We start from the raw sequence: 18,402 nt of genomic DNA, 5'->3' as shown, positions 1-18,402 counted from the left end.
CCTCTCTCAGGTGTTCGGTGTGGTGGTGTTGGTGGTGTCGGTGGTTGGGACGAGCGGCACCGAAGGTTCGGTGAGCACCACGTCGCGGGCGGTGGGGGTGGTGTCCAGGTCGGTGACGGTTATTCGGTCACTGAAGTCCGGACGCACGGGGAACAGGGTGGAGGCGTGGGCGACGGCGCTGGACGCCCAGAGCACCGCGTTGTGCAGCCGCGTTGCAGGGGCACCCTCCACGGCCATGAAGCCGGCGAGCAGGGCATCTCCCGCGCCGACGGAGTTGACGAAAGGGATGTCGCGTCCGGTGGCGTGCAGCGTATGGTCACCGTCGACGTAGAGGGCGCCATCGGCTCCGAGGCTGGCCAGCACCGCCTCGGCACCGTCCTGTCGCACTTGGTGTGCGGCCTCGACGACCTCGCCGACGGTGCCAATATCGCGCCTGACGAGCTCAGAGAGTTCGTGGACGTTCGGCTTGATCAGCGACGGGCGGGACGCCAGCGCGGCGGTCAGTGGTTCGCCGGAGCTGTCGACCACGACCTCGGTCCCGGCGGGGGAGGCACGTCGCAACTCGGTGACGAGTTGAGCCAGATCGGCCGGGGTCATGGTCGGCGGGAGACTGCCGCAGACCAGGACCGCCCGTGCCTGGCGGGTCGCTGTCACCGACTCGTCGGTGAGCTGGCGGAGTTGGTCGTCGGTGAGTGCCACGCCGGGCTCGTTGATCTTGGTGGAGTGCCCCGGGGTGACCAGCGTGATGTTGGTCCGGACTTCCTGGTCGGTGTCGACCCGGGTGAACTGCATACCTGCCCCGGTGAGGGCATTTTCCATGAACTGTCCGGTCTGTCCGCCACCGGGGAAGACCGCCACGGTGGGCACGCCCGCCCGGTGCAGGGCCCAGGAGACGTTGACGCCTTTGCCGGAGGCTTCCCGGGTGGACGGGTTCGCGCGGTTGACCACGTCGAGCTCGAAGCTGTCGGCGGACACGGTCCAGTCGACGGCGGGGGAGGGGGTGACGGTGACGATCATACGAACTCCATTTCGGTGTCGGTGTCTGTGAACGGTTCGCGCAGGGTGGCGTCCAGTTCGGTGCCGGTGATGATCACGTCCAGGTCGTCGACGTGGGCATAGGTCATCAGCGAACGTTGGGAGAACTTGGTGTGGTCGGCGAGAAGCACCACGCGTTCGCCGTGTTCGATCAGTGCGCTCTTGATCGCTGCCTCGGCCTCGTCGGGGGTCGCCAGCCCCCGCTCGATGGAGATCGAGTTGGTTCCGACGAAGGAGACGTCGAAGTGCATCCGGTCGATGGCATTGAGTGCGAGAGGGCCGACCTGGGTGGTGGTGTTCGGGCGGACCAGGCCACCAAACGTGGAGATCCGGATGTGCCGGTGATTGGCGAGCGCACCAGCGATCGAAAGGGCGGTGGTGTACACGTTCAGGGGGCGGTCGGGGAGGCACCGGACGAGCTCCAGGGTGGTGGAGCCGGCGTCGATGGCGATCGCCCCGCCGTCCGGCACTCGGTCGAGTGCGGCACGGGCAATCCGAGTCTTCTCTGCGAGGTTGTCGGCGCGGGTGGTGACATCCGGTTCGAAAGTCATCGGGGTGACCGGCAAGGCCCCGCCGTGGACCCGGTGCAGCTGGCCCCGTTCTTCCAGGTGGATCAGGTCCTTGCGGATCGTCTCCACCGACGTGCCCAGGTCCTCGGCCACGGCCGCGGCGGTCAGGCGACCGTAGGTCTGCAGCTCGTGAAGCAGGTGGCGTTGGCGTTCAGATGCCAACAGGGGGCTTTCCTTCATGTCCGCACCTCCGTGGTTTCTCGCATGAACCAACTGTAGATCGTTGGATTAAGTTGCACAAGAGTGGAGATGGTTGCGAATAAGTGGAACTACTGGCAAAGTCGGTGACATGATCATCAACGCCACTGACCTCCTCGGGCAGCCGCGCGCCACCGGCGCGGCCGCCGATCCCACGTCCCCCACTGCGGTCACCGCCTTCAACGTGATCACCCTCGAGCACGCCGAGGCCATCACCGCTGCAGCGGAAGCAGAGAACCTCCCCGTCATCCTGCAGCTTTCCCAGAACGCCATCGCCTTCCACCGGCGTCCGGAGGCTATCGCCGCGGCGATGGTCGCCGTCGCCGAGACGTCCTCCGCGCAGGTCGTCCTGCACCTCGACCACGTCACCGACGTTGACCTTGCGCTGCGCACCAAGGAGCTTGGTTTCTCCTCGGTGATGTACGACGGTGCCGAACTGGACTACGCCGACAACGTCGCCACCACCCGCCGCGTCGCCGACTGGGCGCACGCCAACGGGATCTGGGTGGAGGCCGAGCTCGGCGAAATCGGCGGCAAGGACGGTGCCCACGCCCCGGGTGTGCGCACCGATCCGGCCGAGGCCGCGCAGTTCGCGACCGACACCGGCGTCGACTCCCTCGCTGTGGCCGTCGGTTCCTCCCACGCCATGACCACCCGCTCTGCCAGCGTTGATATCGACCTGGTGGAAAGAATCGCTGCCAGCGTCGACGTCCCGCTGGTCCTGCACGGTTCCTCCGGGGTGCCGGACGGTGACCTCGCCGCCGCGGCGAAGGCCGGGATGCGCAAGATCAACATCGGCACCGCGCTGAACATTGCCTTCACCGGTGCCGTGCGCGACTGGCTCGCCGGCAACGAGGGAGTGGACCCGCGCAAGTACATTGCGCCGGGCCGTGAGTCGATGACCGAGACCTGCCGCCACTTCATGGGAGTGCTGCGATGAAGGGCGTGATCTTCGACCTCGACGGGACGCTGATCAACTCCGAGCCCCTCTGGGAGCAGGTAGAGACCACCGTCGCCGCCTCCGGCGGGGTGGAGTGGACGCAGCAGGACGCATTCTCCTGCTTCGGGCGTCCCCTCGCGGTCACCGCGCAGACCATCATCGACCGCGGACTCGATCTCACGGTGGACGAGGCCATCACCGCGATGACCGACGAACTCGGCGAGATCTACCGCGTCGAGGTTCCCTGGCTTCCCGGGGCCCAGGAACTGCTCGCCGCATTGCGGCAGGGGGATGTCGCCACGGCATTGGGCACGCAGAGTGTGCGACCGCTCGCCGCGATCGTCGCCGCGGCGGCACCGGACGGCACGCTGACCGAACTGGTCACCGGCGATGAGTTGACCAACGGCAAACCCGACCCGGAGGTCTTTCTCACTGCCGCCGAGCGGTTGGGGCTTGCCCCGGGCGACGTGGTCGTGGTGGAGGATTCGCCGACTGGTGTGGCCGCCGGCGTCGCTGCTGGGGTCCCGGTGCTCGCCGTTCCGCCGACCGAGGAGGTCTACCGGATGTACGCCGGGACCGCTGGGGTGAACGTGGCGCGCTCACTCACCCAGGTGAATCCCGAGCTCCTGGCCCGGATCCACGGTGGGGAGACGGTGGACCTCTGGTAGGAGGGGTCCTTGCCCGGAGAGGTTCCGTCCACAGGTCGACGGGTTAGGATTGGCGTTCGCACTGTGCTCCTACGTGGAAGGCGGGCCTCTCCGTGGCTCTACTCTTGTTCCGGCTCGGCCGGTGGTCCTACCTGAGACGGTGGCTCGTCATCGGGATCTGGGCGGTCCTGCTCGCCGCCGTTGGCGGCGGGTCGCTGGTCATCCAGAAGGGCTACAACGACGTCTTCAGCATCGACGGGGTGCCGTCACAGCACGCCACCCGCATGCTGATGGACGAGTTCCCGGGTACCGACAACCCGGCCATGGCCTCGGACGTGAACCTGGTCTTCCAGGCCCCGGAGGGCGAGAGCCTCGCCGACGAGAAGTACATGGGTGTGCTCGACGAGGTCGTCGACACCGTGCGCACCACCGTCGACGACTTCGGCGACGACTCGTCCTTCGGTAACCCGGTCACCTACAACGACGAGCAGACCGACCTGGTCATCAACACCTCGACGGAGATGGGGCTCTCGCGTGAGGTCGCCGAGGCGGACGCGGCCAACGTCGCCACGCTCAGCCCGGACGGGCGCACCGGCACCACGTCCTTCTCCTTCGACGTGGACCTGCCGGCGGACGTGACCACCGCCGACAAGGACGCCGTCAATAGCGCCCTCGACATCGCCCGCGATGCCGGGCTGAAGGCCGAGGCCGGTGGTGCCGGTTTCGGCGACCCGATCGTGATCGAACCGATCAGCGAGGCCGTCGGCCTGCTGGCCGCATTTATCATCCTGTTCATCACCTTCGGCTCGCTCATCGCCGCGGGCATGCCGCTGATCAGCGCGATCGTGGGCGTGGGCCTCGGCGCGCTCGGCATCACCGGCGCCACCGCCTTCGTGCCGCTGAACAACATCACCCCGGTGCTCGGCATCATGCTGGGCCTGGCCGTGGCCATCGACTACGCCCTGTTCATCATGAGCCGCTACCGCGACGAACTACGTCACGGCAGATCGCGGGCGGACGCCACGGGCCTGGCGGTGGGTACGGCCGGTTCGGCGGTGGTCTTCGCCGGCCTGACAGTGATCATCGCACTGGTCGGCCTGCGCGTGGCGAACATCGAGTTCCTCTCCTACATGGGTTATGCCGCGGCGGCGACGGTGCTGCTGTCCGTCTTCGTGGCGCTCACCCTGGTCCCCGCACTCTTCGGCGCCTTCGGCGACCGCGTCTTCCGGAAGGACGCCGCGACGGGTGCGCGCGTGCGCGAGGGCATGAGTATCGAGGAGGCGGACGCGGCCGTCGCCGCGTCGTTGGCGTCCGGCTCGCGCGGGAAGCGCGGGAAGCGCGGGAAACGTGGGGGACGCAGCAAGCGCGGGAAACACGGCCAGCACGAGAAGCCGACGCACGCAGCGTCCGGCACGAAGTCCGGCAAGCCGCTCGGCACGCGCTGGGTGGAGCTGGTGCACCGCGCGCCCGGCGGGTTCCTGCTGCTGGTGGTCGTGTCGCTGGTGCTGCTGACCCTGCCGGCGATGAACCTGCAGCTGTCCCTGCCGTCGGACAAGACCTCCACGCTGGACACCACCCAGCGCCAGTCCGCCGAGATGCTGGAGGAGGGTTTCGGTGCCGGGCGTAACTCCCCGTTCCTCGTCATCGTCAACACCGACAATGTGGACCCGAGCTCCTCGGCCCTGTCGCCTCTGGTGAGGGGTGGGGTCGAGCCTGCCCAGGCCGCGTTCGTCACGGTGAAGGACCGGTTGGCCAATAACGTCGGGGTGAAGCACTCCCAGCTCATCGCCGCCTCCGAGGACGGCTCGACCGCGCAGATCCTCGTCACCCCGGAGACCGGGCCCACCGACGAGCGCACCGCCCAGCTGATCCAGCAGCTCCGCGCCCAGCAGGAGGTCCTGGAGAACGAGACCGGCGTGGACATGGGCATCACCGGGCTCGTGCCGATCCAGCAGGACGTCACCGACCGCCTGGCCGACGCCATGCCGATCTACCTGGCGTTGGTCGTGGGGCTGGCGCTGGTGCTGCTGCTGATGGTCTTCCGCTCGCTGATGGTGCCGGTGATGGCGGCCGCAGGCTTCCTGCTGTCCGTCGGCGCGGCGTTCGGCGTGACCGTCCTGTTCTGGCAGGAGGGACTGTGGGGCCTGATCAGTTCGCCGGGCCCGCTGATCAGCTTCATGCCGATCTTCCTCATCGGCGTGACCTTCGGCCTGGCGATGGACTACCAGGTGTTCATCGTGTCCCGGATGAGGGAACGGTTCACGCTGCACAGCCACGAGGCGGCGAAGACCAGCAAATACAACGCCGTGGAGGACTCGGTGATCGGCGGCTTCGGCCTCGGCGCGAAGGTGGTGACCGCGGCGGCGCTGATCATGATCTGCGTCTTCGCCTCGTTCATCGCCCAGCCGTTGCCGTTCATCCAGATCTTCGGCTTCGCCCTGGGTGTCGGTGTCCTGTTCGACGCCTTCTTCATTCGCATGACCCTGATCCCCGCACTGATGTTCCTGTGCGGGCGCGCGACCTGGTACATGCCGCGCTGGCTGGACCGCATCCTGCCGTCGGTGGACGTCGAGGGCGCGAAGCTGGAGGAGGCCTACGCCTCCGGCAAGGTCGAGCGCATGGAGGACTGAGCAGGCGACGTCCTGATCTTGTGGGGGTTCTGCTGGACCTGGATGCCGGTAACTCTGCCCGCCTCACCGCCGGCCTCACCGGTCTCCAGGACCACGATGCGGGTCATGTCCGGTGAGGCCGCGTGGAATACCGGCCCGGCCACTGTGTCGACCACGGAGACCTGGGGCATTCCGTACTTGCCGACCAGCCCGGCGAGGAACCGGGAGACCCGGTCGTGTCCGCGTACGGCATTGCGTGCTGCCGAAGTCAGCCCGCCGGAGTCCGTCCACAGGACGCAGCCCTCGGAGAGTTCGTCGACGAGGGTGCCCAGGTCGCCGTCGTTGAGGGCGGCGGCCAAAACGTCGAGGCGGTGGCGCTGTACGACGTGGGGGACCGGCACGTCGCCGGCGGACAGCGACACCCGCGCCCGACGCAGCCGCTGCCGCGTCGCCGACGGGGTCGTGCCGGTGACCGCCGCGATGTCATGGTGGGACATGCCCGCGACCTCGGCGAGGACCACGATCACCCGGTCCACCGGACGCAAGGTCTGCAGCATCCGGAGGAACGCCAGGTCGACACCCTCGCCGAGCACGGCGTGCTCGGCCGGGTCGTCCTGCACGGAGATCTCGGGCAGCCACGGCCCCACGTAGCTCTCGCGACGCTTCGCGGCGGACGTCGCGGCGTCCAGCGCCAGGCGCGCGACGACGACCGTCAGCCACGCCGGGACGTCCTGCGGTTCCTGCCCGGTGCCCGTCACGCGGTCCAGGCGCAGCCACGCCTCGGAGACGGCGTCCTCGGCGTCCTGCCAGGTGCCGAGCACCGTGTGGGCGAGGCCGAGCAGGCGGGGACGTTCGTGGGCCCAGACGTGTGAGTCCGTCATTTCTGCGAGAGTACGCCCAGGCGGTTCCACATGTTGATCGCGGCGATCTCGCTGATCAGCGCGCCGGTGGTCTTCTCGCCGAACTCCGCGAGGACGCGTTCCTGCAGGTCGACGTCGAAGTCGGCGTCCTCGCTGAGGCGGGTACCAGCGGTGGTGAAGGCCAGGACCAGGGCGTCGGACGCGCTGAACGGGGTGCCGGTGGCGTCCGGCGTCCAGTCGCGGATCGCGTCCACCCAGGCCTGGCCGAAGTCGTGCTTGAGCGCCTCGTCGGAGTGCATGCCGATGCAGTAGGAGCAGTTGTTCAGGAAGGAGGCACGCAACTCCACGAGCAGCCGCGTGCGACGGTCCAGGCCGCTGCGCGCGGCGAGTTCGAATGCCCCGGCGGCGGCGTAGGTGCGCTTGCGGGTCTTCATCAGGTCGATGTGGGTCATGGTCGTACTCCTGCGGTCCGGTTGAGAACGGGGGACACAGGAGAGACGACGTTGCCCGGGTTAGCGTGACAACGCGCAGGTCAGGGCTGGCGGTGCGGAGCAGAGAGGGATTAGGATTAAATCCTGTTCAACGAGGAGGTCATGATGCGCAAGCGAGCAGTTGAATCCTGGCTCCGTGAGGAGGTCGGCAGCGTCTACGACGAGTTGCGGGAGGATCCTTCTCGTGTGGTCACGGCGGCCGAAGTGCGCTCGGGTCTGGCCCAGCGCCATGAGATGCGTATTCGGCGCGGCTCGGACTGACTCAGTGGTCGGTGGCGCGATCCGCACAGGTCAGGGCTGGCGGCCGCGCAGCTCCGGGGGAGTGTCGGCGTAGTAGCGGCCGAGGAACTCGTCGCGGTACTCCTCGAAGCGTCCGTCTTCGATGGAGCGCCGGATGTTGTTCGTCAGCGTCACCATGAAGTGGATGTTGTGCAGCGTGCACAAGGTGCCCGCCAGGAACTCCTTCGCCCGCAGCAGGTGGTGGATGTAGGCGCGCGTGTAGTTCTCGCACACGTAGCCGCCGATACCGGCGTCGATCGGGATGAAGTCGTGGCGGTGGCGTCCTGCCATGAGGTTCAGGCGTCCGTCCAGCGTGTACACCCCGCCGCGGCGGGCCAGGCGGGTCGGCGCCACGCAGTCGAAGGTGTCCGCACCTGCGGCGATGGCGGTGAACAGGTCGTCCGGCTCGGAGATCCCCAGCATGTGGCGGGGCTTTTCCTCCGGCAATTCATCGCACACCCAGCCGGTGATGGTGCCCAGGTTTTCCTTCTCCAGTGCACCGCCGATGCCGAAGCCGCCGAAGCCGCGGCGTCCTGCGTCCTCCGCCTCCCGCGACAGGTCCACGAGGCCGCGTGCGGCCTTGCGACGCAGGTCCTCGTACTGCGCGCCCTGCACCACGCCCCACAACGACTGCAGCGGACGGTGGCTGCGCTCACGGGTGAGTCGGTCGTGCTCGAGCAGGCAGCGTCGCGCCCACCGGTGCGTGCGATCCACCGACTGCTCCTGGTAGAGGCGGGTGTCGACCAGGGTGGTCAGCTCGTCAAATGCGAACATGATGTCCGCGCCGAGGCCGTGCTGGATCTGCATCGACTTCTCCGGGGTGAACCGGTGCTTCGAGCCGTCGATGATGCTGCGGAAATCCACACCGTCCTCGTCGACCAGGGCCATGCGCTCTTTCTTCGCCGCACGGATATCGCCTTCAGTGAGGTTGGCGACGTCCATCGCCAGTACCTTCTTGAAGCCCACGCCCAGGCTCATGACCTGGAATCCACCCGAGTCGGTGTACGTCGGGCCGTGCCAATTCTCGAAGGCAGCTACGCCGCCGGCGGTGTCCACGATGTCCTCGCCGGGCTGCAGGTAGAGGTGGTAGGCGTTCGACAGTACGGCCTCCGCGCCGGTGGAACGGACCTGCTCGGGCGTGAGCGTCTTCACCGTCGCCTTCGTGCCGACGGGAATGAACGCTGGGGTGTGGATGTCCCCGTGCGGAGTGTGGATCACGCCGGTACGCCCGTGCGCCGGGGCCCCGTCCACGGTGCCGACGCGGCTGCCGAGCTCGAAGGTGGTGTCCGGTGCCGCGTGGTCGGGCGCAGGGGAGTCAGTCATGGTGAAAGAGTCTATCCGCCGGGTCCGCAGATGCAGGTCTCGGCTACGCCGTGCCGTGACCTCGCAATGCAGCCAGCTTCGCCGCCATGACGGGCGGGAGGTCACGGCTGGCGTCGCCGGGTGCGGGATCGTAGTTCTCGAAAGCGTCGGCGAGTTCGTCGGCGTGGTTGGTGATGTCGGCCAGTGTGCGTTCTGTCATGGGGATGCCTCCTCAGGTCCTGCTTTCACTCTAGCCGGAAACCTGTGTGCCAACCTGTGTGCCGTTGCCAGAACCGGTGACTACGCTCGGTCCACGGAGAACCAATTTTCGACCCTTTTCTAGGAGACGCCTCAATGACCACCGCACGACAGATCGTCCTCGCCAGCCGTCCCACCGGCGCGCCGACCGCGGAGAACTTCCGCTTCGAGGAGGTCACGTTGCCGCAGGTGAAGGACGGGGAGCTGGAACTCAAGGTGCAGTACCTCTCCCTCGACCCTTATATGCGCGGACGGATGAGCGCAGCGAAGTCCTATGCCGCGCCGGTCCCCATCGACGGGGTGATGCAGGGTGAGACCGTCGCCGAGGTGACCGTCTCACACCACCCGGACTTCGAGGTCGGCGACCTCGTCCAGGCGCACACCGGCTGGTGCACCCACGCGGTGCTGCCCGCCACGCACGTGCGCACCCTGCAGACCCACGGCGCCCCCGCCACCGCCGCCCTCGGCGTGCTGGGCATGCCCGGGTTCACCGCCTACTCCGGCATGAAGGTCATCGGCCAGCCGAAGAAGGGCGAGACCGTGGCCGTCGCCGCGGCGTCCGGCCCCGTCGGCTCGATGGTCGGCCAGCTCGCGCAGCTCGCCGGTGCCCGCGCCGTTGGCATCGCCGGCGGTCCGGAGAAGTGCGCGTTCGTGAAGGACGACCTCGGGTTCGATGCCGTGGTCGACCACCGCGACCCCGACTTCGCCAACAAGCTCGCCGAGGCCTGCCCGGACGGTGTGGACGTGTACTACGAGAACGTCGGCGGCGCGGTGTGGGACGCCGTCCTGCCGCTGCTCAACAAGTTCGCCCGCGTGCCGGTGTGCGGCCTGGTCGCCCAGTACAACAACGCCGGTGGTGGTGACACCGACCGGCTGCCCGTGGCGATGAGCACCGTGCTGTCCCAGAGCCTGCTGATCCGTGGGTTCATCCAGACCGAGTTCGCCGAGGAGTACTACCCGGAGTTCCTCGCCGAGATCGGACCGAAGGTCGCCGACGGCACCATCAACTACCGTGAGCAGGTCGTCGAGGGCTTCGATAATATGCCCGACGCCTTCGCCGGCATGCTCGAGGGGAAGAACTTCGGCAAGCTCGTGATCAAGGTCGACTGACATGTGTCAGCCGCCGCGGCCCCCGAACACCGCGTAGAGCAACGGCACCGCGGAGACCAGCATCATCGTGGTGCCGACGACCCCCGCCGCGCCGTCGGCCCCGCGCAGTACCGCGCCGCCGACGACCAGGCCCACGAAGACGATCGCGGCGACGATCCGCACCGCGGCGCGTTCCAGGCGCTTGAGCTGTCGTTCCACCTGAGGGGTGTTCACCGACAGGTTGCCGCTCTCGATCATGGTGATCGCGTCGTCGAGCCGTCGGGGCAGACGCCCCAGCACCCGGGCGGTGGCCAGCCCCGTCGTCACCGCACGACGCGCCATGTCCTTCGCCGAGGCGCCGGCACGCTCGCGCACCAGGCGGGCGGCGAAGGGCTCCACCGACTCCCAGATATTGAACTTCGGGTCCAGCGTGGAGCACAGTCCGGACAGCATCGACACCGCCCGCATGATCAGCAGGAAGTTCTCCGGCAGCTGGAAGGGCAGTGAGCGGATCACGTCGCGGAAGCGCTTGGCGAAGTCCTCGAACTCGCGCGGGTCCACGTACTGCAGGTCCATCACGCCCATCCCGCCGAAGCGGGCGAAGAGTTCGGTGACGGCGACCTCGAGTTCGTCGGTGTCGGCCGTGGGCAGCAGGACGCCGAGACGTTTCATCGCCGCGACCATGCCGGCCCCGTCCTGCACGCCGACGGCGACGACGAGGTCCTGCAGGCGCGCCTTCAGGTCCTCGTCGACGGTGCCGGTCATGCCGAAGTCGATGAAGGTCAGGCTGAAATCCCCGCCTCCGCGCGGCGTGACGAAGATATTGCCTGGGTGCGGGTCGGCGTGGAAGTGGCCGGTGTCGAAGAGCTGGGTGAACATCGATTCGGCCAGCCGGTCGGCCACCTCGGACGGGTCGATGTCGGCGGCGCGCAGCGCACGCACGTCGCTGATCTTGACCGCCGAGACGTCCTGCAGCGTCAGGACGCGGCGGGCGGTGCGTTCCCAGACGACCGCCGGTGCGTCCTGCGCGGGGCTCGCGAGGTTGCTGAACTCCGCGCCGAAGGTCTCGGCCTCGGCGCCCTCGTGCAGGTAGTCGATCTCCTCGGCGCTGGTGTGGGCGAACTCCTCGACCAAGGCCGGGACGTCCGCGCGCGCGGCGATGAAGCGGATGCGCGACAACCACCCGGCGATGCGCCGCAACGCGGCGAGGTCGACGTCCACGATCTCGCCGATGCCCGGGCGCTGCACCTTCACGACCACGTCGGTGAAGCCGACGTCCGTGGCGTCCTGCGGGGTCAGTTGCGCCTTATACGCCTGACCCAGGGAGGCGGCGGCCAGCGGGACGGAGTCGAACGCGGCGAAGGCGCGGGACAACGGCATGCCGAGCTCGGACTCCGCCAGGGCGCGGATCTGCGCGAAGTCCTCGGCCGGCACCTTGTCCTGCAGGCCGGAGAGTTCATCGGTGACCGCGGTGGGCAGCACGTCGATGCGGGTCGACATGAACTGGCCGACCTTGATCATCAGCCCGCCGAGGTCGGTGGCCAGCGCGCTGAACCGGGCGGCGGCGCGGACGATGCGTTGCTCCTGGTTGCGCTGGCTGAACCTGCGCAACCCCAGACGCGGTAGCACCAGCTCGAACCACCACATCACCACCATCAGCCGCAGGCCGAAGGTGGTGATGCGGCGGTAGCGGCGGCGCAGGTCAGGCGTCTGCGGCACCGTCGGCTTCTTCGGTTTCTTCGGCGGCTGCAGTGTCTTCGGCGAGGATGCCGTAGATCCGGCGGCGCGCCTCGTCCAGCAATGCCGTCGCCCGACGCCGCTGGTCCTCGCTCCCGCCGATACCGACCTGGTGGACGGCCTGGCCCAACTTCACGCCGGCCTTCGGCAGCTCACCGCGGCCCTCGAACAGGCGGGACAGCCCGTCCCACGGGGCGACGGCATCCGCATCGGAACTGTCGGCGGCCGCGGCCTCGTCGCGTCCTTCCTGGGTCAAGGTGAACGTGCGGCGCCCGTCGGTCTCCGCCACGGTGGCCTGCCCGTCGTCGACGAGCAACTGCAGTTCCGGGTAGATCTCGGCGGCACCGGGTGCCTCGGACGAGTCGTCCTGCGCGGCGATCTCGCGGACGATCTGCCCGCCGTGACGCGGTCCGTCGGCGAGCACGCCCAGCACCAGGGCGTGGACGCTGACCCGCGGGCGCTCCGAACGGGAGGGGCCAGTGGGCCGCGATTGTCGTGATTCGCGGGGGTCCTGCAGCGGGAACGGGAGGTACCCGCGCATGGTGTCGAGCATGGTCCACAGCGCGTCCGGGTCCGGTGCGCCGTCGAATCGATTGTGGTGGGTGTATCCCATGTCAGCGCCTCCAAGCGCCTGGTGACGAATAGGTGGACGCCACCAACGCTACCCGCGGTGCCCTGGCCCCGGCATGGGCTCGCAGCAACCCCACAGGCTGGTCGCACCGACCTGTGGGGTTGCGACCTGCCCGCGATATCCTGGGGATCATGAACGCCCCTGCCACCAATGGCCGCTACGCCCCCAGCCCCAGCGGCGACCTGCACCTCGGCAACCTGCGCACCGCGGTGCTCGCAGAAGCGTGGGCACGCACCACCGGCCGTGGGTTCGTCCTGCGCATCGACGACATCGACTCGTCCCGGTCCTCGGAGATCTCCGCCGACCGGCAGCTCGAGGACCTCGAGGCCGTGGGCGTGACCTGGGACGGGGCGGTGGCGCGCCAGTCGGAGTCGGTGGACCGCTACGCCGTCGCCTTGGAACGCCTGCAGGACGAGGGCCTGGTTTACGAGTGCTACTGCTCGCGCAAGGACATCCGCGAGGCTGCCCGCGCCCCGCACGCGGTCCCCGGCCATTACCCGGGAACATGCCGTGACCTGCAGGACGACGAGCGCGCAGGACGCCGCGATGCCCTTGCCGCCGAGGGCCGGGTGCCCTCCTTGCGGCTGCGCGCGCAGGTCGGGCAGTGGACGGTGCGCGAGGCCTTCGCCGTCGACGGCGGCGCCTACACCGGCGACGTCGACGACATGGTGCTGCGCCGTGGCGGGGTCGGGCAGGACGCCGGCTTCGCCTACAACCTCGCGGTCGTCGTGGACGACACCCTCGCCGGTATCGACCAGGTGGTCCGTGGTGACGACCTGCTCAGTTCCGCGCCGCGCCAGGGGTACCTGGCGCACCTGCTGGACCTGCCGGAGGTGGAGTACGTGCACGTGCCGCTGGTGCTGGGGCCCTCGGGTGAACGGCTGGCCAAGCGTGATGGTGCGGTCACGCTGCGCGAGATGCCGGGCGACACGCTCGAGGAGAAGGGCCGGGCGGCCCGGGAGTGGATCGAGACGTCGATCGGATCGGCTGCATTGGACGATCCGCGGTTGCTGTCACATGAGGCGGCGGTGTGGGGTAGCTGACAGGGGCGGTGACATTAGGTAACTCTTTACGCCGTGCATACACAGGGATAGTGTGAGGACATGCGCTCATACACTCCACGTGTGGACAAGGATGAGTCGTTGGTGGCGGCTTTCAGTGATGAGAGGCACTCAGCAAGATTCCGGGTGTTCAGCCCCGCCGAGATCGCCGACGATAGGTTTGTCTCCTGGGGAGAGCTGGCGGGCAGAGCAGGATATGTCCTGCATCCCGGCTCCACATGGCGGGAGATGTCGGACCGAATTGGGCCAGAAGAGTCCTCGAAATACCACCCGGCCAGTGGTGGCTGTGACGAAATCAGCCTGGAAACTCTCCTGCATATCCTGACCGGGGCGCTGCCGGATTTGCGTGCGTCCACGGAGGTCACCTTCGCCATGTGGCCGGGTTATGCGGGGGAGGTAGAGAACGTCGAGTCGGTCCGGGTTTTCGATTTCACGGCACCGCTGCCCTTTGGCCGTTTCGGGGGATTGGCAGTTGTACAGGCTCCGCTGGACTGGCTGCTCACCTTCGGCTCCGATCGGCCTGGACGGCCCCACATGCCGATCTACGTGTGGCCGCCGGACGGGGCCTGCCTGATCAGTTGTCCCATCTACTCCAACTCCCTGTTCATCAGCGCAGATGAGGAACTTGCCTGGAAACTCGAGGAATCCGCTCTGGACGTGGTCCGGGTGGACAGCCACAGTCCGCTGAATTGCCGCGACGACCTGGACTGACCCCGACGGCGCGGAGTCTCAGCGCACCGATCGTCCCCGGAACACCGGGGTGACCTTCTTCGCCGCGGCCTTCTGCGCGACCTGGGTGTTCTTTGCCACGAGCAGGCGGAACTGTCGGGCGCGTTCCAGCCAGAAGGTGGCTCGCGGGCCGCGGGTCCAGGTCTCGTCGACGAGTTTCTTGGCGTAGGCCACGGAGTCCGGTGATCGCGTGGCGACGAGTTCGGCCAGCGCCTCGGCGTCGGCGACGGGATCCTCGGAGATCTCGCTGGCCAGTCCGTAGTCGACGGCGGCGGTGCCGTCGAAAACCTCGCCGGTCATGGTGAGGCGCTTGAGCACGTCCGCCGGAAGCTGTTGTTTGAGGGTCTGCATGCCGGACATGTCGGGGATCAGCCCCCACTTGGCCTCGAGGATGCTCCACTGCGCGTCGGCGGTGGTGATGCGCCAGTCGGCGGCCATCGCGAGCTGCAGTCCGCCGCCGAAGCAGTGGCCGTGCACGGCGGCGATGACCGGCACGGGCAGACGCCGGAACCCCCAGCACGCTTCCTGGAACTGGTTGGTGCCGCGCCACGGCCGGGGCAGGAAGGACGCGACGAGCGCCGGCGGTTTCGCCATCGCCGAGGCGAAGTCGAGGCCGGCGCTGAAGGCGCGTCCCTCCCCGGAGATCACCACGGCGCGGATCGTACGGTCGGTCCGGATGCGCCGGGTGATGGCCACCAGTTCGTCGAGGACGCCCAGGGCCAGCGAGTTCAGCTTGTCCGGGCGATTCAGGCGGACGTGGGCGATCCGGGCGGGGCCGTCGGTGACGGTGAGGGTGGGGAGGTCGGTCATGGTGCCAACGCTAGAGGACGCGCCGCGCCGGCGTGGCTGGTTCAGGGAGGGTGGTTCAGCCGGTTCAGCTCCGGACCTGGTCCACCGCGGCGAAGGTGTCGTCCAGTTCGTCGAGGGACCAGGGCACCGACGTCACCGTCGGCTGGCTCAGCGCCATCGCCGAGGTGGCGTCCGGCAGGTAGGCGGACCCGTTCTCGACGGCGGTGAGCTGATCCCAGCCCTCGAGGTCGGAGGGGTCAATCCCGATCGCCCACATCGCCAGGAAGTCCGTGTTCAGCAGGCTGATGTTCTCTTCGGCGATGAAGGCGCGTGCACCGTCGTTGCTGGCGGCCAGGATGTCCTCGGGCAGGCTCATGCCCAGGTCGGTGAGGAATTCGTTGGCGGGGTCCTTGTCGTCGGTGACCACGGCGAGGCCCTGCTCGCTGATCTGGCCGAAGGCGGCGGAGGCGCCGTCGAGTCCGGGGTGGGCGTCCTTCGTCTCGTCGAATCGCTCGTCGACCTCCTTGACCAGATCCGCGGCCTCGTCGGACTTGTCGAGGATCTCCCCGGCCAGCTCGGTGACGGTGCGCCAGTCGTCGGACTGGGTGTTGTCGCCGACGACGGCGACGGTGGGAGCGATGGCGTTGAGCTTGTCGTAGGTCGCCTGGTCGGGGACGTAGCTGACGAAGATGACGTCCGGTTCCGCCGCGGCGATCTCCTCGCTCTGGTCGGCCCTGCCCTCCGCGCTCGCGGTGTAGGTCTCGACCGTGCCGGAGTCGCCGGTGGCCCAGGGCCTGTCGTCGTAGCCGTCCATGCGGTACTCGATGTCGACGGGGTCCCCGAGGGCGCTGAAGGCATCCGTCCAGGCAGGGGAGAAGCTCACCACCGTCTCCGGGGTGGTGGGAACGTCGGTGGTGCCCATGGAGTGGGTGACGGACACGGTGTCCGGGGCGTCGTCGGATCCGGAGGAGTCGTCGCTGTCGGAACAGGAGGTCAGGGCTGCAGCGAGACAGAGGACGGCAGCGGCGGCGCAGCGGCGTCGAACAACGGGGGAGGCGTTCATGAGAGCGAAGCCTATACTAACTTTCGCTGACGGGGAATGTTCACGGGGAATGTTTTCGGGGGAACACGTGACGGCCCCCACATGCCATGGTGTTGTGACCGTGTTCAGTATTCACTAAGTTAATGGCACTATGGGAACGTTGGAGGAGAACCGGAGCCTCCCGGTGTACCGGGCGGGGGAGTTGAGTTTCGGCGTCCGAGCGTTCGGGCGAGACGAGGTCCTCGACCACGACACCTCCTGGGGTGAGCACGCCCACCCCACCCACGAGCTGCTGTGGCACGACGCGGGCTCCGGGGTGGTGCGGGTGGGGCACCGCCTGTGGACGGTCGCCGGAGCCGTGGCCCTGTGGGTCCCAGCGGGTCTGGTGCATTCCGGACGCGCTTTCGCCGGGTCGAGGCAGCGTACCGTGCACTTCACCGTGGATACTCCGGCATTGGGCTCGGGTCCGGTGGCTGTGGAACTCACGCCGCTGCTGGGGTTGTTGATCGACCGGCTGGGCACCGAAGGCATCGGCGAGGAGTCCCGTGAGCTGACCGAGCGGATGATTCTGGACGTCCTGCGTCCCTCAGCCCACGAGCTCGTGCTCGCCGTCCCGCAGGCGGGGTTGATCAGTCCGATCGTGGAGACGGTGCGCGATGATCCGGCGGATCAGACCACACTGAGCGTGTGGGCGTCGCGGATCGGGGTGAGTAGCAGGACGGTGACCCGGACCTTTGAGGCGGAGACCGGCCTGGGGTTCAGTCGGTGGGTGGCGATGGCGCGGGTGAAGCACGCTGTGGCATTGCTCGGTGTTGGCCACGAGGTCGCCGAGGTCGCCGAGCGGGTGGGGTATCGCTCGGCGAGTGCTTTCATCACCGCCTTCCGTCGGGCGACGGGAGTTACTCCAGGGCAGTTCCGGGCGCCGGCCCTGGTGTCCGATTCGGTCAACTGACTGTCTTGAATGCGTTATTGCGGACCCGGGAGACACGGGATATTTTGTACAGGCATGCCTAAATTCTGGCATCCCTGACGTTTCATCCCCCGCGAAAGGCCCGTGACCCATGACCCGCACTCAGCGCGTCCCCCTCTCCCAGCTCCGTTCGCTGCGGACCCTGCTCATCGCCCTCGCGGCGGTCCTCGGACTGGTGCTGACCGCCTGTTCCTCCGACGGCGGTGACGACAGCGACGGCAACGGCGGTGGCTCCGGTGACACGATCACCGTCGAGCACGCCTTCGGCACCACCGAGATCGACGGCACGCCGGAGCGCGTCGCCACCGTCCAGTTCGAGAACCAGGAAGTTCCCCTGGCCCTCGGCGTGGTGCCGGTCGGCATGGCCAAGGCCAACTTCGGCGGCTCCGACGTGCTTCCCTGGGTGCAGGAGAAGCTCGACGAGCTCGGCGCCACCGGCGACGAGACCCCCGTCCTGTTCGACGAGACCGACGGTATCGACTTCGAGGCCGTCTCCGACACCGCGCCGGACGTGATCCTCGCCGGCTACTCCGGCATCACCGAGGAGGACTACGAGAAGCTCTCCGAGATCGCCCCGACCGTGCCATTCCCGGCAGACCAGGTCGCCTGGGGTACCACCTGGCGCGAGAACATCGAGATCGAGTCGAAGGCCATCGGCAAGGAGGACGAGGGGCAGGACCTCATCGCCGACCTCGAGGAGCAGATCGCCGCGGCCGCCGATGAGCGCCCGGAGATCAAGGGCAAGAAGACGATGTTCCTCACCCACGTCGACCCGACCGACCTGAGCCAGGTCAGCTTCTACACCACCCACGACGCCCGCCCGAAGTTCTTCGAGGACCTCGGCATGGAGGCCCCGGATTCGATCCGTGAGTTCTCCGAGGACAACCCCGACTTCAGTGGCACGATCAGTGCCGAGCAGGCGGATGTCTTCGACGACGTGGAGATCATCGTCACCTACGGTGACCAGGAGATGCTCGACACGATGAAGGACGACCCGATCCTCGGCCAGATCCCCGCCATCCAGAACGATGCCGTCGTGCTGCTCGGCAATGACGAGCTCGGCACCGCCGCGATGCCCACCCCGCTGGGCGTGCCCTATATCCTCGACGACTACGTCGCCGCCCTGGCCGACGCTGCCGCCAAGGGCGAGGACTAAGGCTCCGCAC

At 68.0% G+C, this 18,402-nt stretch carries 19 protein-coding genes; 9 read left to right on the top strand and 10 right to left on the bottom strand.

From position 1 onward, the window contains the following. Positions 1-6: 6 nt before the first annotated feature. Both ACT3SZ_RS01975 and ACT3SZ_RS01970 read right to left on the bottom strand, forming a co-directional pair. Positions 7-1,017 carry a 1-phosphofructokinase family hexose kinase gene (locus ACT3SZ_RS01975; protein WP_444616266.1) on the bottom strand — a complete coding sequence of 337 codons (1,011 nt, stop codon included), beginning with the start codon at positions 1,015-1,017 and terminating at the stop codon, positions 7-9. After that, positions 1,014-1,784: a DeoR/GlpR family DNA-binding transcription regulator gene (locus ACT3SZ_RS01970; protein WP_444616264.1), complete on the bottom strand. Its 771-nt coding sequence runs from the start codon at positions 1,782-1,784 to the stop codon at positions 1,014-1,016. Before ACT3SZ_RS01970 ends, ACT3SZ_RS01975 begins: the two co-directional genes overlap by 4 nt. A gap of 109 nt (positions 1,785-1,893) precedes the next feature. Between ACT3SZ_RS01970 and ACT3SZ_RS01965 the strand changes: the two genes are divergently transcribed. The 3 genes from ACT3SZ_RS01965 (at position 1,894) to ACT3SZ_RS01955 (ending at position 6,019) form a co-directional block, all read left to right on the top strand. After that, entirely contained in the window at positions 1,894-2,742 is an 849-nt protein-coding gene (locus ACT3SZ_RS01965; protein WP_444616262.1) for a class II fructose-bisphosphate aldolase, read from the top strand. Continuing rightward, positions 2,739-3,410 carry an HAD family hydrolase gene (locus ACT3SZ_RS01960; protein WP_444616260.1) on the top strand — a complete coding sequence of 224 codons (672 nt, stop codon included), beginning with the start codon at positions 2,739-2,741 and terminating at the stop codon, positions 3,408-3,410. The genes ACT3SZ_RS01965 and ACT3SZ_RS01960 overlap by 4 nt, the downstream gene beginning before the upstream one ends. Positions 3,411-3,502: 92 nt before the next feature. After that, the gene (locus ACT3SZ_RS01955; protein WP_444616258.1) at positions 3,503-6,019 is read left to right on the top strand and encodes an MMPL family transporter; all 2,517 of its coding nucleotides are present in this window, start codon (positions 3,503-3,505) and stop codon (positions 6,017-6,019) included. Here ACT3SZ_RS01955 and ACT3SZ_RS01950 read toward each other — a convergent pair. Together ACT3SZ_RS01950 and ACT3SZ_RS01945 are read right to left on the bottom strand one after the other, a co-directional pair. Then, the gene (locus ACT3SZ_RS01950) at positions 5,983-6,879 is read right to left on the bottom strand and encodes a sigma-70 family RNA polymerase sigma factor (protein ID WP_444616257.1); all 897 of its coding nucleotides are present in this window, start codon (positions 6,877-6,879) and stop codon (positions 5,983-5,985) included. The two genes, ACT3SZ_RS01955 and ACT3SZ_RS01950, sit on opposite strands and share 37 nt — an antisense overlap. Further along, positions 6,876-7,310, bottom strand: a complete 435-nt coding sequence (locus tag ACT3SZ_RS01945) for a carboxymuconolactone decarboxylase family protein (protein ID WP_444616255.1) — start codon at positions 7,308-7,310, stop codon at positions 6,876-6,878. The genes ACT3SZ_RS01950 and ACT3SZ_RS01945 overlap by 4 nt, the downstream gene beginning before the upstream one ends. 141 nt (positions 7,311-7,451) lie before the next feature. Here ACT3SZ_RS01945 and ACT3SZ_RS01940 point away from each other — a divergent pair, with 141 nt between their 5' ends. Then, positions 7,452-7,610 carry a hypothetical protein gene (locus tag ACT3SZ_RS01940; protein ID WP_444616253.1) on the top strand — a complete coding sequence of 53 codons (159 nt, stop codon included), beginning with the start codon at positions 7,452-7,454 and terminating at the stop codon, positions 7,608-7,610. A gap of 30 nt (positions 7,611-7,640) precedes the next feature. Here the strand turns inward: ACT3SZ_RS01940 and tgt are convergent, their stop codons facing one another. After that, complete coding sequence (gene tgt, locus ACT3SZ_RS01935) at positions 7,641-8,951, bottom strand: tRNA guanosine(34) transglycosylase Tgt (protein ID WP_444616252.1); 1,311 nt, start codon at positions 8,949-8,951, stop codon at positions 7,641-7,643. A gap of 43 nt (positions 8,952-8,994) precedes the next feature. Beyond that, on the bottom strand, positions 8,995-9,150 hold the full coding sequence (locus ACT3SZ_RS01930) for a hypothetical protein (protein ID WP_444616251.1): 156 nt from the start codon (positions 9,148-9,150) through the stop codon (positions 8,995-8,997). A gap of 134 nt (positions 9,151-9,284) precedes the next feature. Here ACT3SZ_RS01930 and ACT3SZ_RS01925 point away from each other — a divergent pair, with 134 nt between their 5' ends. Next, positions 9,285-10,298: an NADP-dependent oxidoreductase gene (locus ACT3SZ_RS01925; protein ID WP_444616250.1), complete on the top strand. Its 1,014-nt coding sequence runs from the start codon at positions 9,285-9,287 to the stop codon at positions 10,296-10,298. A 6-nt stretch (positions 10,299-10,304) separates the two neighbouring features. Here the strand turns inward: ACT3SZ_RS01925 and ACT3SZ_RS01920 are convergent, their stop codons facing one another. After that, positions 10,305-11,996 carry an ABC1 kinase family protein gene (locus ACT3SZ_RS01920; RefSeq protein ID WP_444616248.1) on the bottom strand — a complete coding sequence of 564 codons (1,692 nt, stop codon included), beginning with the start codon at positions 11,994-11,996 and terminating at the stop codon, positions 10,305-10,307. Continuing rightward, positions 11,980-12,627 carry a PadR family transcriptional regulator gene (locus tag ACT3SZ_RS01915; protein ID WP_444616247.1) on the bottom strand — a complete coding sequence of 216 codons (648 nt, stop codon included), beginning with the start codon at positions 12,625-12,627 and terminating at the stop codon, positions 11,980-11,982. The genes ACT3SZ_RS01920 and ACT3SZ_RS01915 overlap by 17 nt, the downstream gene beginning before the upstream one ends. A 149-nt stretch (positions 12,628-12,776) precedes the next feature. Here ACT3SZ_RS01915 and gluQRS point away from each other — a divergent pair, with 149 nt between their 5' ends. Continuing rightward, positions 12,777-13,688: a tRNA glutamyl-Q(34) synthetase GluQRS gene (gene gluQRS, locus ACT3SZ_RS01910; RefSeq protein WP_444616245.1), complete on the top strand. Its 912-nt coding sequence runs from the start codon at positions 12,777-12,779 to the stop codon at positions 13,686-13,688. An 81-nt stretch (positions 13,689-13,769) separates the two neighbouring features. After that, the gene (locus ACT3SZ_RS01905; protein WP_444616243.1) at positions 13,770-14,417 is read left to right on the top strand and encodes a hypothetical protein; all 648 of its coding nucleotides are present in this window, start codon (positions 13,770-13,772) and stop codon (positions 14,415-14,417) included. Between the two features lie 18 nt (positions 14,418-14,435). Here ACT3SZ_RS01905 and ACT3SZ_RS01900 read toward each other — a convergent pair whose 3' ends face one another. Together ACT3SZ_RS01900 and ACT3SZ_RS01895 are read right to left on the bottom strand one after the other, a co-directional pair. Then, complete coding sequence (locus ACT3SZ_RS01900; RefSeq protein WP_444616241.1) at positions 14,436-15,245, bottom strand: crotonase/enoyl-CoA hydratase family protein; 810 nt, start codon at positions 15,243-15,245, stop codon at positions 14,436-14,438. A 64-nt stretch (positions 15,246-15,309) separates the two neighbouring features. Further along, entirely contained in the window at positions 15,310-16,287 is a 978-nt protein-coding gene (locus ACT3SZ_RS01895; RefSeq protein WP_444616239.1) for an ABC transporter substrate-binding protein, read from the bottom strand. 130 nt (positions 16,288-16,417) lie between these two features. On the opposite strand from ACT3SZ_RS01895, the gene ACT3SZ_RS01890 reads away from it, so the two are divergent. Together ACT3SZ_RS01890 and ACT3SZ_RS01885 are read left to right on the top strand one after the other, a co-directional pair. Then, positions 16,418-17,218, top strand: coding sequence for an AraC family transcriptional regulator (locus ACT3SZ_RS01890; protein WP_444616238.1), 801 nt, complete (start codon positions 16,418-16,420; stop codon positions 17,216-17,218). Positions 17,219-17,327: 109 nt separating this feature from the next. Next, the gene (locus ACT3SZ_RS01885) at positions 17,328-18,392 is read left to right on the top strand and encodes an iron-siderophore ABC transporter substrate-binding protein (RefSeq protein ID WP_444616236.1); all 1,065 of its coding nucleotides are present in this window, start codon (positions 17,328-17,330) and stop codon (positions 18,390-18,392) included. Positions 18,393-18,402 lie beyond the last annotated feature (10 nt).

The sequence above is a fragment of the Corynebacterium sp. AOP40-9SA-29 genome (genome assembly GCF_052377405.1).
In the GTDB taxonomy this organism is placed as follows: Bacteria; Actinomycetota; Actinomycetes; order Mycobacteriales; family Mycobacteriaceae; genus Corynebacterium.
This window is presented reverse-complemented; position numbering and strand designations above follow the sequence as displayed.